Source organism: Pseudomonas sp. SDO5215_S409 (genome assembly GCF_054071325.1).
On sequence record NZ_JBSVWN010000026.1, the window covers coordinates 21,421 to 40,736 of the forward strand.

Genomic DNA, 19,316 nt, shown 5'->3' on the forward strand with positions numbered 1-19,316 from the left:
GGCCTGTCAGAAACACGGCGGCGCAGCCTGCTTCACCTTGCCCGGCCACCCACCCTCCACGCCAATCGCCACCGTTAAAGTCGTCCTACAACCACCCTTGACAGCCACGGCCAATCCTCGCAACTATCGCCTCCAATGTTGTACGACAACGTATAACATCGAATAACAATAACAAAAGGGAGCGTCACTGTGAGTCAACTCGTCCGCCATTCCTCGCACCTGGGTCTTATCGGTTTCAGCAGCCTGGCCTTCGCCCTGCCCACCAGCGCACTGGCCGAAGGCTTTCTGGATGACACCAAGGCCACGCTGAATCTGCGCAACGCCTACTTCAACCGCAACTTCACCCACCCCGGCTACCCCCAGGCCAAGGCCGAGGAGTGGACGCAAAACTTCATCCTCGACGCGCGTTCCGGCTTCACCCAAGGCACTGTTGGTTTTGGCCTGGACGTGCTCGGCCTGTATTCGCAAAAGCTCGACGGCGGCAAAGGCACCGCGGGCACCCAGTTGCTGCCCAACCACAGCAACGGGCGGCCCGTGGACAACTTCGGGCGGTTGGGCGTGGCGCTCAAAACCCGGCTGTCGAAGACCGAGTTGAAAGTGGGCGAATGGATGCCGGTGCTGCCCATCCTGCGCGCTGACGATGGCCGCTCCCTGCCCCAGACGTTTCGCGGCGGGCAGCTCACCTCCAGCGAGATCAGCGGCCTGACCCTCTACGGCGGGCAATTTCGCGGCAACAGCCCGCGCAATGACGCGAGCATGGACGACCTGTTCCTGAACGGCAAAGCCGCGTTTACCTCCAACCGCTTCAACTTCGGCGGCGGCGAATACACCTTCAACGACAAACGCACCCAGGTCGGCGTTTGGTACGCCGAGTTGCGCGACCTCTACCAGCAACAGTATTTCAACCTCACCCACAGCCAGCCCGTGGGCGACTGGACCCTGGGCGCCAACCTGGGTTTTTTCACCGGCAAGGAAGACGGCAAGGCCCTGGCAGGCGACCTGGACAACCAGACCGCCTTCGCCCTGCTTTCGGCGCGCTACGGCGGCCACACCTTTTATGTGGGCCTGCAAAAACTCAGCGGCGACAGCCCCTGGATGCGGGTCAACGGCACCAGCGGCGGCACCCTGGCCAACGACAGCTACAACGCCAGCTACGACAACGCCCGCGAGCGCTCCTGGCAACTGCGCCACGACTTCAACTTCGTGGTGCTCGGCCTGCCGGGGCTGACCCTGATGAACCGCTACATCAGCGGCGATAACGTGCACACCGGGGCCATCACCGACGGCAAGGAATGGGGTCGCGAATCGGAGCTGGCCTACACGGTGCAGAGCGGTGCGCTGAAAAACCTCAATGTGCGCTGGCGCAACGCGAGCATTCGCCGCAGCTTCAGCACCCATGAGTTCGACGAGAACCGGGTATTCATCAGTTACCCGATCTCGTTGCTGTGATCGCGCCACAGGTTGACGTTGACAAGCGGGGGATACCCTAACGATACTTCCCGCAAGTCATACGACAACCTACAACAACGGAACCCACATGACAGCCACCACGCCCGCTCCCTTCAATCGCCTGCTGCTCACCGGTGCCGCCGGTGGCCTGGGTAAAGTCCTGCGCGAACAGCTGCGCCCGTATGCCAAGGTGCTGCGCCTGTCCGACATCGCCAACATGGCACCCGCCGCCGACGCCGGTGAAGAAGTGGTGCCGTGCGACCTGTCCGACAAACAGGCCGTGCACCAATTGGTCGAAGGGGTCGACGCCATCCTGCACTTTGGCGGGGTGTCGGTTGAGCGCTCCTTCGAGGAAGTGCTGGGCGCCAATATCTGCGGCATCTTTCATATCTATGAAGCGGCCCGTCGGCACGGTGTGAAACGGGTGATCTTCGCCAGTTCCAACCACGTGATCGGCTTCTATAAACAGGACGAACGCCTCGACGCCCGCTCCCCTCGCCGCCCCGACAGCTACTACGGCCTGTCCAAGTCCTATGGCGAGGACATGGCCAGTTTCTACTTCGACCGCTACGGCATCGAAACCGTCAGCATCCGCATTGGTTCCTCGTTCCCCGAGCCGCAGAACCGCCGCATGATGCACACCTGGCTGAGCTTTGAAGACCTCACCCACCTGCTGGAACGCGCGCTGTACGCGCCCAACGTGGGCCACACCGTGGTCTATGGCATGTCGGATAACGTCGACGTGTGGTGGAACAACCGCTTCGCCGCCCACCTGGGGTTTGCGCCCAAGGACAGCTCCGAGGTGTTCCGCGCCCAGGTGGAAGCCCAACCGATGCCCGCCGCCGCCGACGACCCGGCGCGGGTCTACCAGGGCGGCGCCTTTTGCGCAGCCGGCCCGTTCGGCGACTGAACGCCCCCACCACAACCCAAGGGAATGAGTTGCCATGAGCGCTGAACTGATTGTCGATGCCCGTAATGCCGTGGGTGAATGCCCGGTGTGGGTGCCCGAGGAAAACGCCTTGTACTGGGTGGATATTCCCAACGGCGGGCTGCAACGCTGGAGCGCCAGCACCGGCCACGTGCAGGCCTGGAAAGCCCCGCAAATGCTCGCCTGCATCGCCCGCACCCAACGGGGCAACTGGGTGGCGGGCATGCAAACCGGCTTTTTCCAGCTCACCGCGCACGACGACGGCAGCCTCGACACGGCCCTGCTGGCACGGGTAGCACATCCCCGCCCAGACATGCGCCTCAACGACGGGCGCTGTGATCGCCAGGGGCGTTTCTGGGCGGGCAGCATGGTGCTGGACATGGGCGCCAACGCGGCCGAAGGCGTCTTGTACCGCCTGCAAAACGGCCAGGCGCCGCACGCTCAGTTAGGCGGTTTCATCACCGCCAACGGCCTGGCGTTCAGCCCTGACGGCCGCACGATGTACCTCTCCGACTCCCACCCGCTGGTGCAACAGGTGTGGGCCTTCGACTACGACACCGCCAGCGGCACCCCTTCCAACCGCCGCCTGTTCATCGACATGCGCCAGTACCCCGGCCGCCCCGACGGCGCAGCCGTGGACGCCGAGGGCGGCTACTGGATCTGCGCCAATGACGCAGGCCTGGTCCACCGCTTCACCCCCGACGGTCGCCTGGACCGGTCCCTGGCCGTGCCGGTGAAAAAACCCACCATGTGCGCCTTTGGCGGCAGCCGGCTGGACACGTTGTTCGTCACCTCAATTCGCGATGACCTGCGTGAACAGTCGGTTGCCGGCGGCGTATTCGCCCTCAACCCCGGCGTATCGGGCCTGCCGGAGCCCACGTTTACCCTCTGAACGCATCGTTGTGCCTTGAATAAAAAAATAACAAGACAGGAGTGTCACCCCATGGACTTCAAACGCACCTTGCTCGCCGCCGTACTCCCCCTCACCTTCTCCCTTGGCAACCTGGCCCAGGCCCTGGAAATCAAGTTCGCCGACATCCACCCCGCTGGCTACCCCACGGTGGTGGCCGAAGAACAACTGGGCAAGACCCTGGTGGCCGAAAGCAACGGCAGCCTGACCTTCAAGCTGTTCCCGGGCGGCGTGCTCGGTTCGGAAAAAGAAGTGGTCGAACAGGCCCAGGTCGGCGCCATCCAGATGGCCCGGGTAAGCCTGGGTATCGTCGGGCCGGTGGTGCCGGATGTGAATGTGTTCAACATGCCGTTCGTGTTCCGCGACCAGGTGCACATGCGCAAGATCATCGACGGCGAAATCGGTGACGAGATCCTGGCAAAAATCACCGACTCGCAGTTCAACCTGGTAGCCCTGGCCTGGATGGACGGCGGCACGCGCAACCTCTACACGAAAAAACCGGTGCGCCAGATCGCCGACCTCAAGGGCATGAAGATCCGCGTGCAAGGCAACCCGATCTTTATCGAAACCATCAACGCCATGGGCGGCAACGGCATTGCCATGGACACCGGCGAGATCTTCAGCGCCCTGCAGACCGGCGTCATCGACGGCGCGGAAAACAACCCGCCGACCCTGCTCGAACACAACCACTACCAGAACGCCAAGTTCTACAGCCTCACCGGGCACCTGATCCTGCCCGAGCCCATCGTGATGTCCAAGATCACCTGGCAAAAACTCACCCCCGAGCAACAAGCCCTGGTGAAGAACACCGCCAAGGCCGCGCAGCGCCATGAGCGTGAACTGTGGGACGCCAAGACCGCCAGCAGCGAAGCCAAGCTCAAGGCCGCGGGCGTTGAGTTTATCGACATCGATAAAAAGCCCTTCTATGAGGCCACCGCCTCGATCCGCGACAAATACGGCGCGCCGTATGCCGACCTGATCAAGCGTATCGAAGCCGTCGAGTAAACCCGCCCGCCCTCCCCTGAACAGGCCCGGCGCGGCAGGCCCGTGCGCGCCCGGTTACGGTGAACGCCATGAAGAATCTATTGCTGCGCATCAACGATCGCCTTTACATGACCTGCATCTGGATCGCGGGGCTTGCGGTGCTCGGCGTCGCGCTGATCATCCCCTGGGGCATTTTTGCCCGCTACGTGCTGGGCACCGGCTCAAGCTGGCCGGAGCCCACCGCCATCCTGCTGATGCTGGTATTTACCTTTGTCGGCGCCGCCGCCAGCTACCGCGCCGGGGCGCACATGTCGGTGGCCATGGTCACCGAACGCCTGCCACAGGGCCAACGCAAGGTCGTGGGCATCGTGGCGCAACTGTTGATGGCCACCATCTGCCTGTTCATGACGGTCTGGGGCGCCAAGCTGTGCGTGTCCACCTGGAACCAGTTCATGAGCGCCATGCCCACCTTGCGGGTGGGCATCACCTACATGCCGATCCCGCTGGGCGGGTTGCTGACGTTGGTGTTCGTGCTGGAAAAACTCCTGTTCGGCGACCAGAGCCATCGGCGGGTCGTGCGGTTCGACCTGGCTGAAGAAAACGAAGGGGCTGCCTGATGGACGCACTGATACTGATCGGCAGTTTTCTGGCCCTGATCCTCATTGGCATGCCGGTGGCCTACGCGCTGGGGCTGTCGGCGCTGATCGGCGCGTGGTGGATCGACATTCCGTTCCAGGCCCTGATGATCCAGGTGGCCGGTGGGGTGAACAAGTTCTCCTTGATGGCGATTCCGTTCTTTGTCCTGGCCGGGGCGATCATGGCCGAGGGCGGCATGTCGCGTCGGCTGGTGGCGTTCGCAGGCGTGCTGGTGGGCTTCGTTCGCGGCGGGTTGTCGCTGGTGAACATCATGGCCTCGACGTTTTTTGGCGCGATCTCCGGCTCCTCGGTGGCCGACACCGCGTCGGTCGGCTCGGTGCTGATCCCGGAAATGGAACGCCGCGGCTACCCCCGCGAGTTCGCCACCGCCGTGACCATCAGCGGCTCGGTGCAAGCCCTGCTGACCCCGCCCAGCCACAACTCGGTGCTCTACTCGCTGGCGGCGGGCGGCACCGTGTCCATCGCGTCGCTGTTCATGGCCGGGGTGGTCCCGGGCCTGCTGATGAGCGCCTGCCTGATGGTGCTGTGCCTGATCTTCGCGAAAAAACGCAGCTACCCCAAAGGCGAAGTGATCCCACTCAAGCAAGCCCTGAAAATCTGCGCCGACGCGCTCTGGGGCCTGATGGCCATGGTGATCATCCTGGGCGGGATCCTGTCGGGTATCTTCACCGCCACCGAGTCGGCGGCCATTGCGGTGTTGTGGGCGTTCTTCGTGACCATGTTCATCTACCGCGACTACAAATGGCGTGAACTGCCCAAGCTGATGCACCGCACCGTGCGCACCATTTCCATCGTGATGATCCTGATCGCCTTCGCGGCCAGCTTTGGCTACATCATGACGCTGATGCAGATCCCGGCAAAAATCACCAAGGCGTTCCTGACCCTGTCAGACAACCGCTACGTGATCTTGATGTGCATCAACCTGATGCTGCTGTTGCTGGGCGCGGTGATGGACATGGCGCCGCTGATCCTGATCCTCACGCCGATTCTGTTGCCGGTGATCGTGGGCATCGGGGTAGACCCGGTGCACTTCGGGATGATCATGCTGGTGAACCTGGGGATCGGGCTGATCACCCCGCCGGTGGGGGCCGTGCTGTTTGTCGGCGCGGCGGTGGGCAAGGTCAGTATCGAGAAAACCGTGACCACGTTGCTGCCGTTCTACGGCGTGCTGTTTCTGGTGCTGATGGCGGTGACGTACATCCCTGCGCTGTCGCTGTGGTTGCCGGGCGTGGTGCTTTAAGGCCTGGGGGGCCATTGCCGTTGCTGTACCCACGGCAATGGCCCCCGCCCCTGTCACGGCGGCGAGTTCTTCGGCCGCCCGGCGGTATCGATACTGACCACCACCGACAGCCCCGGCCTCAGCCGTTCGCTCTGCACCTGCCCGGGTTCCACACTGATGCGCACCGGCACCCGCTGGGCAATCTTGACGAAATTCCCGGTCGCGTTGTCTGCCTGCAACAAGCTGAACTCCGACCCCGTCGCGGGAGAAATATGCTCCACCGTCCCGTGAAACCTGCGATGGCCCAGCGCATCCACGGTAAACGTCACCGGCTGCCCCACCTGTACGTGTTCCATCTGGGTTTCTTTCATGTTCGCAATCACCCACAACTGCTGGGGCACCAGCGCCATCAGTTGCGCGCCGCTGTTCACATAGGCCCCCAGCCGCACGCCGATCTGCCCCAGTTGCCCGTCACGCGGGGCCACCACGCGGGTGTTGGACAAGTCGATACGCGCCAGCTCCACCGCCGCATCAGCACTGGCCACCGCCGCTTCGAGCGAGCCACGGTTGACGATCACTGTTTGCAGGTCTTGCCGGGCGATGTCCAGCGTGGCCTGGGCCTGCGCCACCCCGGCGACGGTCTGTGCGTTGGCGGCGCGGGTTACGTCCAGCTCGCGCTGGGACACCGAGCCATCGCGGATCAGCGCTTCGTTGCGGCGCAGGTCTGCGGTGCTTTTGCGCGACTGGGCCTGGCTGTCGGCCAATGCGGCCTGACGCAGTTTGATGGTGGCCTCGGCACTGTTGCGCTGCTGCACCACGTTGGCCAACGCAGCCTTTTGCACGGCCAATTGCGCCAGCGCCTGGTCGAGGCGTTGCTGGTAGATGCGGTCGTCCAGGCGCACCAGCAGATCCCCGGCCTTGACGAACTGGAAGTCCTGCACCGGCACCTCGTACACGTAGCCGCTCAGTTGCGGCCCGATGATCGTCACTTGGCCGCGCACCAGGGCGTTTTCGGTGGTTTGCACTGCGCTGCTGAACGGCGGCAATTGCCAGGCGTACAGCACGATCAGCACGCCGACGATGGCGATCGCGGCAAACCCCAGTGCCGAGACGATGCGCACCCGCAAAGAGCGCGGTTCGGTGGCCGTCATGCCCGGTGGCGTGGCGCCTTCGGGGGTGGAGGCAATGGCGTTGGTCGTGGTGGTGGGTGTGGTCATCGAGAAGATACGCCGCTGGGTTGGACGGGGGGCGCGGCCTGGGTGGTGCTCATGAGCCACAGGCTGCGAATGAAGATCCAGATCATGGTGAGCACCGCGATGATCGCGATCAGCATGAAGACATCGTTGTAGGCCATCACATTGGCTTCGCGGGTGGCCGCCGTGGCCAGGCTGCGAATGCCCGCCAGTTGGCGCAGCTGCGGGTCGGCGATCAGCGAGCCATAGGCCGAACCACCGCTTTGCACCCGGGCGGCCACGCGCGGGTCGAGCAGGGTCAGGTGCTCGACGATCAGGCTCGAATGCAGTTTTTCCCGCACGATCTGGAACGTGCCGAGCAATGCCGCGCCGATCAGGCCGCCCAGGTTCTGGCAAATGCCGAACAACACCGAAAAACTCACCAGGTTACGCGGGTTGGTCAGCACGTTGCGTGTGCCGAGCACCAGGGTGGGCCCCAGGAAAAACGTCCCGCCAAAGCCCAGCAAAAACTGGCTCAGGTACATCTGCTGCGGCCGCGTGACGTTGCTCGAAAAACTGTCCATCACCGACCCCACCGCCATCAGCGCCAGGGAGATGATCAGCGGCATGAACAGGTGCGCCGGGTTGATGGTCAACGCGCTGGTGGCCAGGCCCGCCACCGCGCCCGCGAGCATCACCAGGTACAGGGTGCGCATCTGCTCGCTGCTCATGTTCAGCGCTTGCAAGAAACCCACCGCGCCGGTGGACTGCTCCGACAGCACCAGGCGAATCAGGATCACCGCCAGCGCCAGGCGAATCATCGCCCCGCTGCCCAGCCAGCGGGTCATGAGCATGGGGTTGCTGCGGTTATGTTCGATGGCCAGGCCCGCCAGGATCAGCACGATCGAGGCCGCCGAGGCCACGCCGATCCACGGGGCTTCCAGCCACCAGTCGATACGCCCCAGGGACAGCACCGCACACAGCAGCGCCACACCGCTGGCCAGCAGGGCAAAGGTCAGAAAGTCGAGTTTTTCAAAGGTTTTGAAGCGGTCGCCCGGCGGCAGCTTGAGCAGGAACACGCAGCCCAGGCAGATCAGCGCCATGCCCAACTCAAACAGGTACAGGCCGCGCCATTCGGCGATTTGCAGCAGGTCTTCGGAAAACAGCCGGGCCAGCGGCAGCGCCAGTTGCGAAGTGCCCAGGCCCAGTACCAAGGCTTTCAAGCGCCATTTGGCCGGGAACGCCTGCACCATGTAATACAGGCCCAGCGAACTCAACGCCGCGCCGACCATGCCGTGGGCCGCCCGCACGGCGATGGCCGAGCTCAGTTCGTTGACGAACAGATGCCCGAACGCGACCAGCGCATACAGCACTAGGAACACTTCGGTGAACGCCCGCAGGCCGAACTGTTGGCGGAACTTGACCAGCAACAGGTTCATGCACACGTTGGTCATGACATACGCGGCGGGCAGCCAGGCCATTTCGGCGGTGGTGGCGCCGAGGGCGCCTTGCAGATACGGCAGGTTGGCGATGACCAGCGCGTTACCCAAGCCACCAGTGATAGCAACCAGAATGCCCACCAGCGCAAAAGCCCAGCGCTTGTGCGTGGCGTGCAGCGGCGTGGACGGCGAGCCGGGCAGGCTCGGGCGCTCGTGGGGTTGCCAGTTGTGGGGGCTGTACTTGTCCATTCCGTGACCTTGGCGAAACCTGACTCAGGGACCAGTAAACCTGAGAGGAGTTCATCTTGCCATCACGGCGTTATGCCAGCGCCTTGAACAGCATGCCTGCCGCCACCACCGCGCACAGTCCCGCAAAGCCGACCTGCAAGGTGCGCGCCGGGATCACGGAACACAAGCGCCGCCCCGCCAGCATGCCGACGATGCTTGCGCCAATGAACACCCAGCCGGTGGGCATGATCGTGACCCCAGCCTGAAACGCGCCCACCACACCGATCAACGAGATCAGGCTGATGACCATTAACGAGGTGGCGACAATGCCGCGCATCTGCACGTCGGTCAGTTGCTTGAACGCCGGGACAATCAAAAAGCCGCCGCCCACGCCCAGCAACCCGGACACTGCGCCGGTCACCGCGCCCAGGGCGGCCAGGGTGGCGGAGCATTTGGCGGTCCAGGAAAAGCGCCCGGTGTGCTGGTCGAGCATGCAGTTCTTCTGGCCCCAGGAGGCGGCGCCATGGTCACTGGGCCCGGCCTCGGTTTTTTCCCGGCGCAGCATGCGCCAGGCCACCAGCACCATCAGCGCACTGAACAGGCCCATGAGCAGCATCTCGGGCAGTTGATGGGCCAGGTACACCCCCACCGGCGAAAACAGCGCGCCGAGCAATGCAATCAACAACGCCGCCCGATAGCGCACCAAACCGTGGCGCAGACCGTCGATGGCCCCGACAGCCGCCGCCGCGCCCACCGCGAACAGCGACACCGGCGCCGCCTGAGTCATGGTCAACCCCAGCCCCAACACCAGCGCCGGCACGCCAAGAATTCCGCCCCCGGCGCCGGTCAGCCCCATGACCAGCCCCATCAACCCGCCCAACACAGTGGCCAGCAGCATTTAATCCACCTTGGACAGACGGGTCAGCCATTCGCGGCCCTTGAGCATGCCGTTCCAGTAGAACCAGGGCAGCAACGTGGCCTTGAGAAACCACGCCGAACGCCGGGCCCGGGTGGGGTCCAGCGGGAACGTGGGCAACAGCTTGCCGCCGTAGCCGAACTCGGCCAGCACCACTTTGCCCTTCTCGACCGTCAATGGGCAGGAACCGTAGCCGTCGTACTTGAGCGGCATCGGCGCCTGTTTGCGCAGGGCCAGCAGGTTTTGCGCCACCACCACGATTTGCTTGCGCACCGCAGCGGCGGTCTTGGCGTTGGGGGTAGAGCACACGTCGCCCAGGCCGAAGATGTGCGGGTAGCGCGCATGCTGCAAGCTGTGGGGGTCGACCTCGCACCAACCGGCGGCGTCGGCCAGCGGGCTTTGGCGGATGAACTCGGGCGGGACTTGCGGCGGCACTACGTGCAGCAGGTCGAAGGTTTTTTCCTGGAGGGTGACGTTGCCGTCGGCGTCCTTGACCTCGAACCAGGCCTTGCGCGCCGGGCCGTCGACTTTCACCAGGTTGGAGTTGAACGCCAATTGCGCCGCGTATTTCTTGACGTACTGCATCAACGGCGGCACAAACGTCGGCACGCCAAACAGCACGGCCCCGGCCAGGTTGAATTCAACATTGATGTGCTTGAGCACGCCCTGCCGCAGCCAGTGGTCGCACGACAGGTACATCGCCTTTTGCGGCGCACCCGCGCATTTGATCGGCATGGCGGGCTGGGTGAAGATCGCCGTGCCGCCCTTGAGCTCGCGCACCTGTTGCCAGGTGTAGGCGGCGTGCTGGTAGGCGTAGTTGGAAGTCACGCCGTGCTGGCCGAGGGTGTCGGCCAGGCCTTCGATTTTTTCCCAGGCCAGGCGCAGGCCGGGGCACACGACCAGGTGCTGCCAGGTCACGCGTTGGCCGCTGTCGAGCACCAGGGTGCGTTCGTCCGGTTGCACTTGGGTGACGGCCGCCTGTACCCAGGTCACGCCATTGGGCAGCACGTCGGCCAGGGGCCGCACGGTTTTTTCCAGGTCATACGCGCCGCCACCCACGAGGGTCCAGGCGGGCTGGTAGTAGTGTTTGTCGCACGGTTCGATGAGGGTGATGTTCAGGTGGGGGTCGCGCTTGAGCAGGCTGGCCGCCAGGCCGATACCCGCCGAGCCGCCGCCGATGACAACGATGTCGCCACTGATGGTCGGTCCCCAGTGTTGGTCATTCATGGTCTTTGCCTTTTTATCGTGAGTGCACACAAGAGGCGCTGCCGGATAGCGTCACGCCCAGCTTTTCATCACCGCGCCGCAGTACAGGCCGGACAGCGTCTTCATCACTTGAATCACTTCGTGGCTGGCCAAGCCGTAGAAAATGTATTTGCCTTCACGGCGGGTGGCCACCAGGCCTTCGTCACGCAGGATGCCCAACTGTTGCGACAGGGTGGGCTGGCGCACGCCGGTCATGGTTTCCAGCTCGCCCACGTTACGCTCGCCCTGGGTCAACTGACAGAGGATCAACAACCGGTCTTCGTTGGCCAGGGCCTTGAGCAAGGTGCAGGCCTTGGAGGCCGAGGCACGCAGTTGGGCGACTTCGCCTTCACTCAGGGTAGATTCCATTTGCTTGGCGCTCTCTGTGTCACTTAAGCTGAAAACATTATGTGTAAACGTAAAGTGATTGTAACCACTTATTTTCAGGATCGGGGACCGTCCTCATGCCAGCGTTGATTCAAGCCTTTCTGGACGACGCGTCGTCGACCTACACCTACGTCATCTACGAAACCGACGGCGGCGCCTGTGCCATTGTCGACTCGGTGCTCGACTACGACCCGGCGGCAGGCCGCACCCGCACGGACGGGGCCGACCGCGTGATCGCCTTCGTGCGCGAGCACCGCCTCAAGGTGCAGTGGCTGCTGGAAACCCACGCCCATGCCGATCACCTGTCCGCCGCGCCCTATTTGCGCAAGCACTTGGGCGGCAAGATTGCGATCGGCCAGGCCATTCGCCAGGTCCAGGGCGTGTTCAAGCAACTGTTCAATCTTGAGCCTGAGTTTTGCGTGGATGGCTCGCAGTTCGACCACCTGTTCGCGCCCGACGAAGTCTTTCACATCGGCCAGCTGACGGCCCAGGCGCTGCATGTGCCCGGGCACACCCCCGCCGACATGGCGTACGTGATCGAAGGCCAGTTGATTCTGGTGGGCGACACGCTGTTCATGCCCGACGTGGGCACCGCCCGCTGCGACTTCCCCGGCGGCGATGCGCGCCAGTTGTATGCCTCGATGCGCAAACTGCTGGCCTTCGCGCCGCAAACCCAGCTGTACGTGTGCCACGACTACCCCCCCGAAGGCCGCGCGGCCCGCTGCATGACCACCGTGGCCGAGCAGCGCGCGGGCAACATTCATGTGCATGACGGGGTCGATGAAGCCGCGTTCGTGCAGATGCGCACCCAGCGCGACGCAGGGCTGGGCATGCCGACCTTGTTGCTGCCGGCGATCCAGGTGAATGTGCGGGCGGGCAATCTGCCCGCCGCGGAAGACAACGGCGTGACGTACCTCAAGATCCCGCTCAACCAGCTTTGAGGGCCGGCGCCCGGCACGTCGGGAACCTGCGGGTCATTGGCCCAGGCTGATGCCATTGGCTGGCAGGGGTAGCGCCGTTTTATAGCGCACTTGCTTGAGCGCAAAGCTGGAGCGGATATTCGCAACGCCCGGCACCTTGGTCAGAAAACTCATCATGAAATGCTCCAGCGCCTGGATCGACGGCACCAGCACGCGGATCAGGTAGTCCGGGTCCCCGGCCATCAGGTAGCACTCCATCACCTCCGGCCGGTCGGCGATCGCGCCTTCAAACTGTTGCAGCGCCAGTTCGTTCTGTTTTTCCAGGCTGACGTGAATGAACACGTTCACGTGCAGCCCCAACAGGTCGGCGTCCAGCAGCGTCACCTGGTCACGAATCAGACCCAATTCTTCCATCGCCTTGACCCGGTTGAAACACGGCGTGGGCGACAGGTTCACCGAGCGGGCCAGGTCGGCGTTGGTGATGCGGGCATTCTCCTGCAAGGCGTTGAGAATGCCGATATCGATACGGTCCAGTTTACGCATGAGACAAAATCACCTGTTTATTATGTTTATGCAGTTTTTTTATCCCCAATTGATCCTCAGTGCAATCAAACACAGAAAAATATTCTTCAAGCCCCCGCCTATGATTGTTGTAGGACAAGAATTCTTCTACCCGAAGACGGACTGTCAGCTAGCGCGCCCATTACAAGAAATTCACAAGATCGAGCGTAGAAGCCATGACCCAGCAGTACGACCCCCTGCGCCTGCACGTCCCTGAACCCTCGGGCCGGCCCGGCTGCAAAACCGACTTCACGTACCTGCGTCTCACCGACGCGGGCACCGTGCGCAAACCCCCTATCGATGTAGAACCGGCCGACACCGCCGACCTCGCCCGTGGCCTGATCCGCGTGCTCGACGACCAGGGCCAGGCTCTGGGCCCCTGGGCCGAAGGCGTGCCGGTGCAGGTCCTGCGCAGCGGCCTGCGCGCCATGCTCAAGACGCGCATTTTCGACAACCGCATGGTGGTGGCCCAGCGCCAGAAAAAAATGTCGTTCTACGTGCAGAGCCTGGGCGAGGAAGCCATCGGCAGCGCCCAGGCCCTGGCCTTGAACATCGACGACATGTGCTTCCCCACCTACCGCCAGCAAAGCATCCTGATGGCCCGCGAAGTGCCGCTGGTGGACCTGATCTGCCAACTGCTGTCCAACGAGCGCGACCCGCTCAAGGGCCGCCAGTTGCCGATCATGTACTCGGTGAAAGAGTCGGGGTTCTTCACTATTTCCGGCAACCTCGCCACCCAATTCGTACAGGGCGTGGGCTGGGGCATGGCCTCGGCGATCAAGGGCGACACCAAGATCGCCTCGGCCTGGATCGGCGACGGCGCCACCGCTGAGTCGGACTTCCACACCGCCCTCACCTTCGCCCACGTGTACCGCGCGCCGGTGATTCTCAACGTGGTGAACAACCAATGGGCGATTTCCACCTTCCAGGCCATCGCCGGTGGTGAAGCCACCACCTTTGCCGGGCGCGGCGTGGGCTGCGGCATCGCCTCCCTGCGCGTCGACGGCAATGACTTTATCGCGGTGTACGCCGCCTCGGCCTGGGCCGCCGAACGAGCGCGCCGTAACCTGGGCCCCACGCTGATCGAATGGGTCACTTACCGTGCGGGCCCGCACTCCACCTCTGACGACCCGTCCAAGTACCGGCCCGCCGATGACTGGAGCCACTTCCCGCTGGGCGACCCGATTGCGCGTCTCAAGCAGCACCTGATCCGCGAGGGCCACTGGTCTGAAGAGGAACACGCGCGCGTCAGCGCTGAACTTGAAGCCGATGTGATCGCGGCACAAAAAGAAGCCGAACAGTACGGCACCCTCGCCGGTGGGCAGATTCCAAGCGCCGCCACCATGTTCGAAGACGTTTACAAAGAGATGCCGGAGCACTTGAAGCGCCAGCGTCAGGAGTTGGGGATCTGACATGAACGATCACAACAACAGCATCGAGCTGGACACCGCCATGACCACCACCACGATGACCATGATCCAGGCCCTGCGTTCGGCCATGGACGTGATGCTCGAGCGTGACAACGACGTGGTGGTGTTCGGCCAGGACGTTGGTTATTTCGGCGGCGTGTTCCGTTGCACCGAAGGCCTGCAAAACAAGTACGGCACCTCGCGGGTGTTTGACGCGCCGATTTCCGAAAGCGGCATTATCGGCGTGGCCGTGGGCATGGGCGCCTATGGCCTGCGCCCGGTGGCCGAGATTCAATTCGCCGACTACGTGTACCCCGCCACCGACCAGATCATCTCGGAAGCGGCGCGCCTGCGTTACCGCTCGGCCGGCCAGTTCACCGCGCCGTTGACCATGCGCATGCCCTGCGGCGGCGGCATCTATGGCGGCCAGACCCACAGCCAGAGCATCGAGGCGGTGTTCACCCAGGTGTGCGGCCTGCGCACGGTGATGCCGTCCAACCCCTATGACGCCAAGGGCCTGCTGATTGCCTCCATCGAGAACGATGACCCGGTGATCTTCCTGGAACCCAAGCGCCTGTATAACGGCCCGTTCGATGGCCACCACGACCGGCCCGTCACCCCGTGGTCCAAACACCCCCAGGCGCAAGTACCGGACGGCTACTACACCGTGCCCCTGGACGTGGCCGCCATCGCCCGCCCGGGTGAGGCGGTGACCGTGCTGACCTACGGCACCACCGTGTATGTGTCGCAAGTGGCCGCCGAAGAAACCGGCATCGACGCCGAAGTCATCGACCTGCGCAGCCTGTGGCCGCTGGACCTGGACACCATCGTCAAGTCGGTGAAAAAGACCGGCCGCTGCGTGGTGGTGCACGAAGCCACGCGCACCTGCGGGTTTGGCGCCGAGCTGGTGTCGCTGGTGCAGGAACACTGCTTCCACTACCTGGAAGCGCCGATCGAACGCGTCACCGGCTGGGACACCCCCTACCCGCACGCGCAAGAGTGGGCGTATTTCCCAGGCCCGTCCCGAGTGGGCGCGGCGTTGAAACGGGTCATGGAGGTCTGAATGGGCACGCACGTTATCAAGATGCCGGACATTGGCGAAGGCATCGCAGAAGTCGAATTGTCGGTGTGGCACGTAAAGGTCGGCGACCTGGTGGTTGAAGACCAGGTGCTGGCGGATGTGATGACCGACAAGGCGATGGTGGACATTCCATCGCCGGTGCACGGCAAGGTGATTGCCCTCGGTGGCGACCCGGGTGAGGTCATGGCGGTGGGCAGTATTTTGATCAGCATCGAGGTGGAAGGCGCGGGCAATGCCAAGGACGCGCCCGTCGCGGCGCCGGTGAAAGCCGCGCCCGCCCCCACGGTGCCAACCCTGCCGGTGGCTGCCCCAAGCACGCCTGTGGCCGTTCAAGCGCCGGTCCGCCCGCTGGCCTCCCCCGCCGTGCGCAAGCACGCGCTGGATGCCGGTATTCAGTTGCGCCTGGTGCAGGGGTCGGGCCCTGCCGGGCGAATTTTGCATGAAGACCTTGACGCGTACCTGCAACAAGGCCGCGCGAAGGCCCAGGTGTCGGCCAACCCGTACACCGAACGCCACGACGAAGCGCAGATCCCGGTGATCGGCATGCGCCGCAAGATCGCCCAGCGCATGCAGGACGCCACCCGGCGCGCCGCGCATTTCAGCTACGTGGAAGAAATCGACGTGACCGCCCTCGACGAGCTGCGCGTGCACCTCAACGAGAAACACGGCGCCAGCCGCGGCAAGTTGACCCTGCTACCGTTCATCGTGCGGGCCATGGTGGTGGCCTTGCGGGACTTCCCGCAGATCAACGCCCGCTATGACGACGAAGCGCAGGTGATCACCCGCCTGGGCGCAGTGCACGTGGGCGTCGCCACGCAAAGCGACGTGGGCCTGATGGTGCCGGTGGTGCGCCACGCCGAGGCCCGCAGCCTGTGGAGCACCGCGCAGGAAATCGGCCGCCTGGCCACCGCCGCGCGCAACGGCAAGGCCAGCCGCGACGAGTTGTCGGGCTCGAGCATCACCCTGACCAGCCTCGGCGCGCTGGGCGGCATTGTCAGCACCCCGGTGCTCAACCTGCCGGAAGTGGCGATTGTGGGCGTGAACCGGATTGTCGAGCGGCCCATGGTGATCAAGGGCCAGATCGTGGTCCGCAAGATGATGAACCTCTCCAGCTCCTTCGATCACCGCGTGGTCGACGGCATGGACGCGGCGCAATTCATCCAGGCCGTGCGCGGCCTGCTCGAACAACCCGCCAGCCTGTTTCTGGAGTAAGGCATGAGTCAGATTCTGAACACCACGCTGCTGATCATCGGCGGCGGCCCCGGCGGTTACGTGGCCGCCATTCGCGCCGGGCAACTGGGCATCCCGACCATCCTGATAGAAGGCCAGGCCCTGGGCGGCACCTGCCTGAACATCGGTTGCATCCCGTCCAAGGCCCTGATTCATGTGGCCGAACAGTTTCAGCACACGCTGCACCACAGCCAGGGTTCGCCGTTGGGCATCGAGGTGGCGGCGCCTCGCCTGGACATCCCCACCAGCGTGGCCTGGAAAGACGGCATCGTCGATCGCCTGACCAGCGGCGTCGCCGCGCTGCTGAAAAAACACAAGGTGCAGGTGATTCACGGCTGGGCCAAGGTCATCGACGGCAAGCACGTCGAGGTGGACGGCCAGCGTATCCAGTGCGAGCACCTGCTGCTGGCCACGGGCTCCAAAAGCGTCAACCTGCCGATGCTGCCGGTGGGCGGGCCGATCATCTCGTCCACCGAGGCCCTGGCGCCCACGCACGTGCCCAAGCGGCTGATCGTGGTCGGCGGCGGGTACATTGGGCTGGAGCTGGGCATCGCCTATCGCAAGCTCGGTGCCGAGGTGAGCGTGGTGGAAGCGCAAGAACGCATCCTGCCCGCCTACGACGCGGAATTGACGCAGCCGGTGGCCGAGTCGCTCAAGCAATTGGGCGTGAAGGTGTACCTCAAGCACAGCGTCACCGGCTTTGAAGGCAACGCGCTGCAGGTGCGGGACCCCAGCGGTGACACCCTGTCACTGGACACCGACCAGGTGCTGGTGGCCGTGGGCCGCAAACCCAACACCCAAGGCTGGAATCTTGAGGCCCTGAACCTTGAGATGAACGGTGCGGCGATCAAGATCGACCACCGCTGCCAGACCAGCATGCGCAATGTGTGGGCCATCGGCGACGTGAGCGGCGAACCCATGCTGGCGCACCGGGCGATGGCCCAAGGCGAGATGGTGGCCGAGCTGATCAGCGGTAAACACCGCGAATTCAACCCGGCCGCGATCCCGGCGGTGTGCTTCACCGACCCGGAAGTGGTGGTGGTCGGCAAAACCCCGGACCAGGCCAAGGCAGAGGGGCTGGACTGCCTCGTGTCGAGCTTTCCGTTCGCGGCCAATGGCCGGGCGATGACCCTGGAATCCAAGACCGGCTTCGTACGGGTGGTGGCGCGCCGTGACAATCACCTGATTCTCGGCTGGCAAGCCGTCGGGGTGGGCGTGTCGGAATTGTCCACAGCCTTTGGCCTGAGCCTGGAAATGGGCGCGCGCCTGGAAGACGTGGCAGGCACCATCCACGCCCACCCGACCCTGGGCGAAGCCGTGCAGGAAGCCGCGCTGCGGGCGTTGGGGCACGCCTTGCACCTTTGAAGGGGGTGCGGACACACCGGGGAATGAAGTATTGTTGCGCCCATCCAGAAAAAAACCGACAAGCCTGCCTTCGACCAGGCGGTTGACCAGAGATAGAGGGTGTCATGGGTAACGAAAGCATTAATTGGGACAAGCTGGGTTTTGACTACATCAAGACCGACAAACGTTTTCTCCAGACCTGGAAAGACGGCGCCTGGCAAGAAGGCACCCTGACCGAAGACAACACGCTGCACATCAGCGAAGGCTCCACCGCGCTGCACTACGGCCAGCAGTGCTTCGAGGGGCTCAAGGCCTACCGTTGCAAGGACGGCTCGATCAACCTGTTCCGCCCGGACCAGAACGCAGCCCGCATGCAGCGCAGCTGCGCCCGCCTGCTGATGCCGCACGTACCCACCGAAGACTTCATCGAAGCCTGTAAGGCCGTGGTACGCGCCAACAAGCGCTTCATCCCGCCGTACGGCAGCGGTGGCGCGCTGTACCTCCGCCCGTTCGTGATCGGCACCGGTCATAACATCGGCGTGCGCACTGCGCCCGAGTTCATCTTCTCGGTGTTCGCAATCCCGGTCGGCGCCTACTTCAAGGGCGGCCTGGTGCCGCACAACTTCGCCATCTCCAGCTTCGACCGCGCCGCGCCCAACGGCACCGGTGCCGCCAAGGTCGGTGGCAACTACGCCGCCAGCCTGATGCCGGGCTCGGAAGCCAAAAAAGCTGGTTTTGCCGACGCCATCTATCTGGACCCGGCCACCCACTCCAAAATCGAGGAAGTGGGTTCCGCCAACTTCTTCGGCATCACCCATGACGACCAGTTCATCACGCCAAAATCGGCCTCGGTACTGCCCGGCATAACCCGCCTGTCGCTGATGGAACTGGCCGGCTCGCGCCTGGGCCTCAAAGTGGTCGAGGGCGACGTGCTCATCGACCAACTGGACCAATTCAAGGAAGCCGGCGCCTGCGGCACTGCCGCTGTGATCTCGCCGATCGGCGGCATTGAGTACAACGGCAAACTGCACGTGTTCCACAGCACCACCGACGTCGGCCCAGTGACCCAGAAGCTCTACAAAGAGCTGACCGGGGTACAGACCGGCGACGTGGAAGCGCCAGCGGGTTGGATCGTCAAGGTCTAAGACCTGCACCACCCACCACCAGAAACCCGCCCATCCGGCGGGTTTTCTCGTTCAGGACCTCATGAGCGGACGTGGCCTGCGCCAGGTCGCGA

At 63.9% G+C, this 19,316-nt stretch carries 18 protein-coding genes; 12 read left to right on the forward strand and 6 right to left on the reverse strand.

From position 1 onward, the window contains the following. The first annotated feature begins 189 nt into the window (after positions 1–189). The 6 genes from ACW9H9_RS15095 to ACW9H9_RS15120 all read left to right on the forward strand — a co-directional run bounded on the left by ACW9H9_RS15095 (position 190) and on the right by ACW9H9_RS15120 (position 6,168). Positions 190–1,449, forward strand: a complete 1,260-nt coding sequence (locus ACW9H9_RS15095) for an OprD family porin (protein ID WP_457344041.1) — start codon at positions 190–192, stop codon at positions 1,447–1,449. 88 nt (positions 1,450–1,537) lie between these two features. Further along, positions 1,538–2,359: an NAD-dependent epimerase/dehydratase family protein gene (locus ACW9H9_RS15100; RefSeq protein WP_457344040.1), complete on the forward strand. Its 822-nt coding sequence runs from the start codon at positions 1,538–1,540 to the stop codon at positions 2,357–2,359. Between the two features lie 34 nt (positions 2,360–2,393). Beyond that, positions 2,394–3,269 carry an SMP-30/gluconolactonase/LRE family protein gene (locus ACW9H9_RS15105; RefSeq protein ID WP_457344039.1) on the forward strand — a complete coding sequence of 292 codons (876 nt, stop codon included), beginning with the start codon at positions 2,394–2,396 and terminating at the stop codon, positions 3,267–3,269. A gap of 51 nt (positions 3,270–3,320) precedes the next feature. Then, positions 3,321–4,292 (forward strand): TRAP transporter substrate-binding protein, encoded by a 972-nt coding sequence (locus ACW9H9_RS15110; RefSeq protein ID WP_457344038.1) that lies wholly within the window; start codon positions 3,321–3,323, stop codon positions 4,290–4,292. 68 nt (positions 4,293–4,360) lie between these two features. Continuing rightward, the gene (locus tag ACW9H9_RS15115; protein WP_457344036.1) at positions 4,361–4,888 is read left to right on the forward strand and encodes a TRAP transporter small permease; all 528 of its coding nucleotides are present in this window, start codon (positions 4,361–4,363) and stop codon (positions 4,886–4,888) included. Next, a complete protein-coding gene (locus ACW9H9_RS15120) occupies positions 4,888–6,168 on the forward strand; it encodes a TRAP transporter large permease (protein WP_457344035.1) in 1,281 nt (426 codons plus the stop codon). Before ACW9H9_RS15115 ends, ACW9H9_RS15120 begins: the two co-directional genes overlap by 1 nt. 53 nt (positions 6,169–6,221) lie before the next feature. On the opposite strand, the gene ACW9H9_RS15125 is transcribed toward ACW9H9_RS15120, so the two are convergent. From ACW9H9_RS15125 to ACW9H9_RS15145, 5 genes are all read right to left on the reverse strand, one after another. After that, complete coding sequence (locus tag ACW9H9_RS15125) at positions 6,222–7,364, reverse strand: HlyD family secretion protein (protein ID WP_457344034.1); 1,143 nt, start codon at positions 7,362–7,364, stop codon at positions 6,222–6,224. Beyond that, complete coding sequence (locus tag ACW9H9_RS15130; protein WP_457344033.1) at positions 7,361–9,007, reverse strand: MFS transporter; 1,647 nt, start codon at positions 9,005–9,007, stop codon at positions 7,361–7,363. The genes ACW9H9_RS15125 and ACW9H9_RS15130 overlap by 4 nt, the downstream gene beginning before the upstream one ends. 70 nt (positions 9,008–9,077) lie before the next feature. Beyond that, on the reverse strand, positions 9,078–9,884 hold the full coding sequence (locus ACW9H9_RS15135) for a sulfite exporter TauE/SafE family protein (RefSeq protein WP_457344032.1): 807 nt from the start codon (positions 9,882–9,884) through the stop codon (positions 9,078–9,080). Then, on the reverse strand, positions 9,885–11,129 hold the full coding sequence (locus ACW9H9_RS15140) for an FAD-dependent oxidoreductase (protein WP_457344031.1): 1,245 nt from the start codon (positions 11,127–11,129) through the stop codon (positions 9,885–9,887). A 51-nt stretch (positions 11,130–11,180) separates the two neighbouring features. Beyond that, positions 11,181–11,516 (reverse strand): ArsR/SmtB family transcription factor, encoded by a 336-nt coding sequence (locus tag ACW9H9_RS15145; protein WP_060756802.1) that lies wholly within the window; start codon positions 11,514–11,516, stop codon positions 11,181–11,183. Positions 11,517–11,611: 95 nt separating this feature from the next. On the opposite strand from ACW9H9_RS15145, the gene ACW9H9_RS15150 reads away from it, so the two are divergent. Beyond that, positions 11,612–12,475, forward strand: a complete 864-nt coding sequence (locus tag ACW9H9_RS15150; protein WP_457344030.1) for an MBL fold metallo-hydrolase — start codon at positions 11,612–11,614, stop codon at positions 12,473–12,475. Between the two features lie 33 nt (positions 12,476–12,508). On the opposite strand, the gene bkdR is transcribed toward ACW9H9_RS15150, so the two are convergent. Further along, positions 12,509–12,997 carry a Bkd operon transcriptional regulator BkdR gene (gene bkdR / locus ACW9H9_RS15155; protein WP_457344029.1) on the reverse strand — a complete coding sequence of 163 codons (489 nt, stop codon included), beginning with the start codon at positions 12,995–12,997 and terminating at the stop codon, positions 12,509–12,511. A gap of 194 nt (positions 12,998–13,191) precedes the next feature. Between bkdR and ACW9H9_RS15160 the strand changes: the two genes are divergently transcribed. From ACW9H9_RS15160 to ACW9H9_RS15180, 5 genes are all read left to right on the forward strand, one after another. Beyond that, the gene (locus ACW9H9_RS15160; protein ID WP_457344028.1) at positions 13,192–14,427 is read left to right on the forward strand and encodes a thiamine pyrophosphate-dependent enzyme; all 1,236 of its coding nucleotides are present in this window, start codon (positions 13,192–13,194) and stop codon (positions 14,425–14,427) included. A 1-nt stretch (position 14,428) separates the two neighbouring features. Next, entirely contained in the window at positions 14,429–15,487 is a 1,059-nt protein-coding gene (locus ACW9H9_RS15165; protein WP_457344027.1) for an alpha-ketoacid dehydrogenase subunit beta, read from the forward strand. Then, on the forward strand, positions 15,488–16,717 hold the full coding sequence (locus tag ACW9H9_RS15170) for a dihydrolipoamide acetyltransferase family protein (RefSeq protein WP_457344026.1): 1,230 nt from the start codon (positions 15,488–15,490) through the stop codon (positions 16,715–16,717). It begins immediately after the preceding gene. 3 nt (positions 16,718–16,720) lie between these two features. Beyond that, positions 16,721–18,100, forward strand: coding sequence for a dihydrolipoyl dehydrogenase (lpdA, locus tag ACW9H9_RS15175; RefSeq protein ID WP_457344025.1), 1,380 nt, complete (start codon positions 16,721–16,723; stop codon positions 18,098–18,100). Positions 18,101–18,204: 104 nt separating this feature from the next. Next, positions 18,205–19,224: a branched-chain amino acid aminotransferase gene (locus ACW9H9_RS15180; RefSeq protein WP_457344024.1), complete on the forward strand. Its 1,020-nt coding sequence runs from the start codon at positions 18,205–18,207 to the stop codon at positions 19,222–19,224. Positions 19,225–19,316 lie beyond the last annotated feature (92 nt).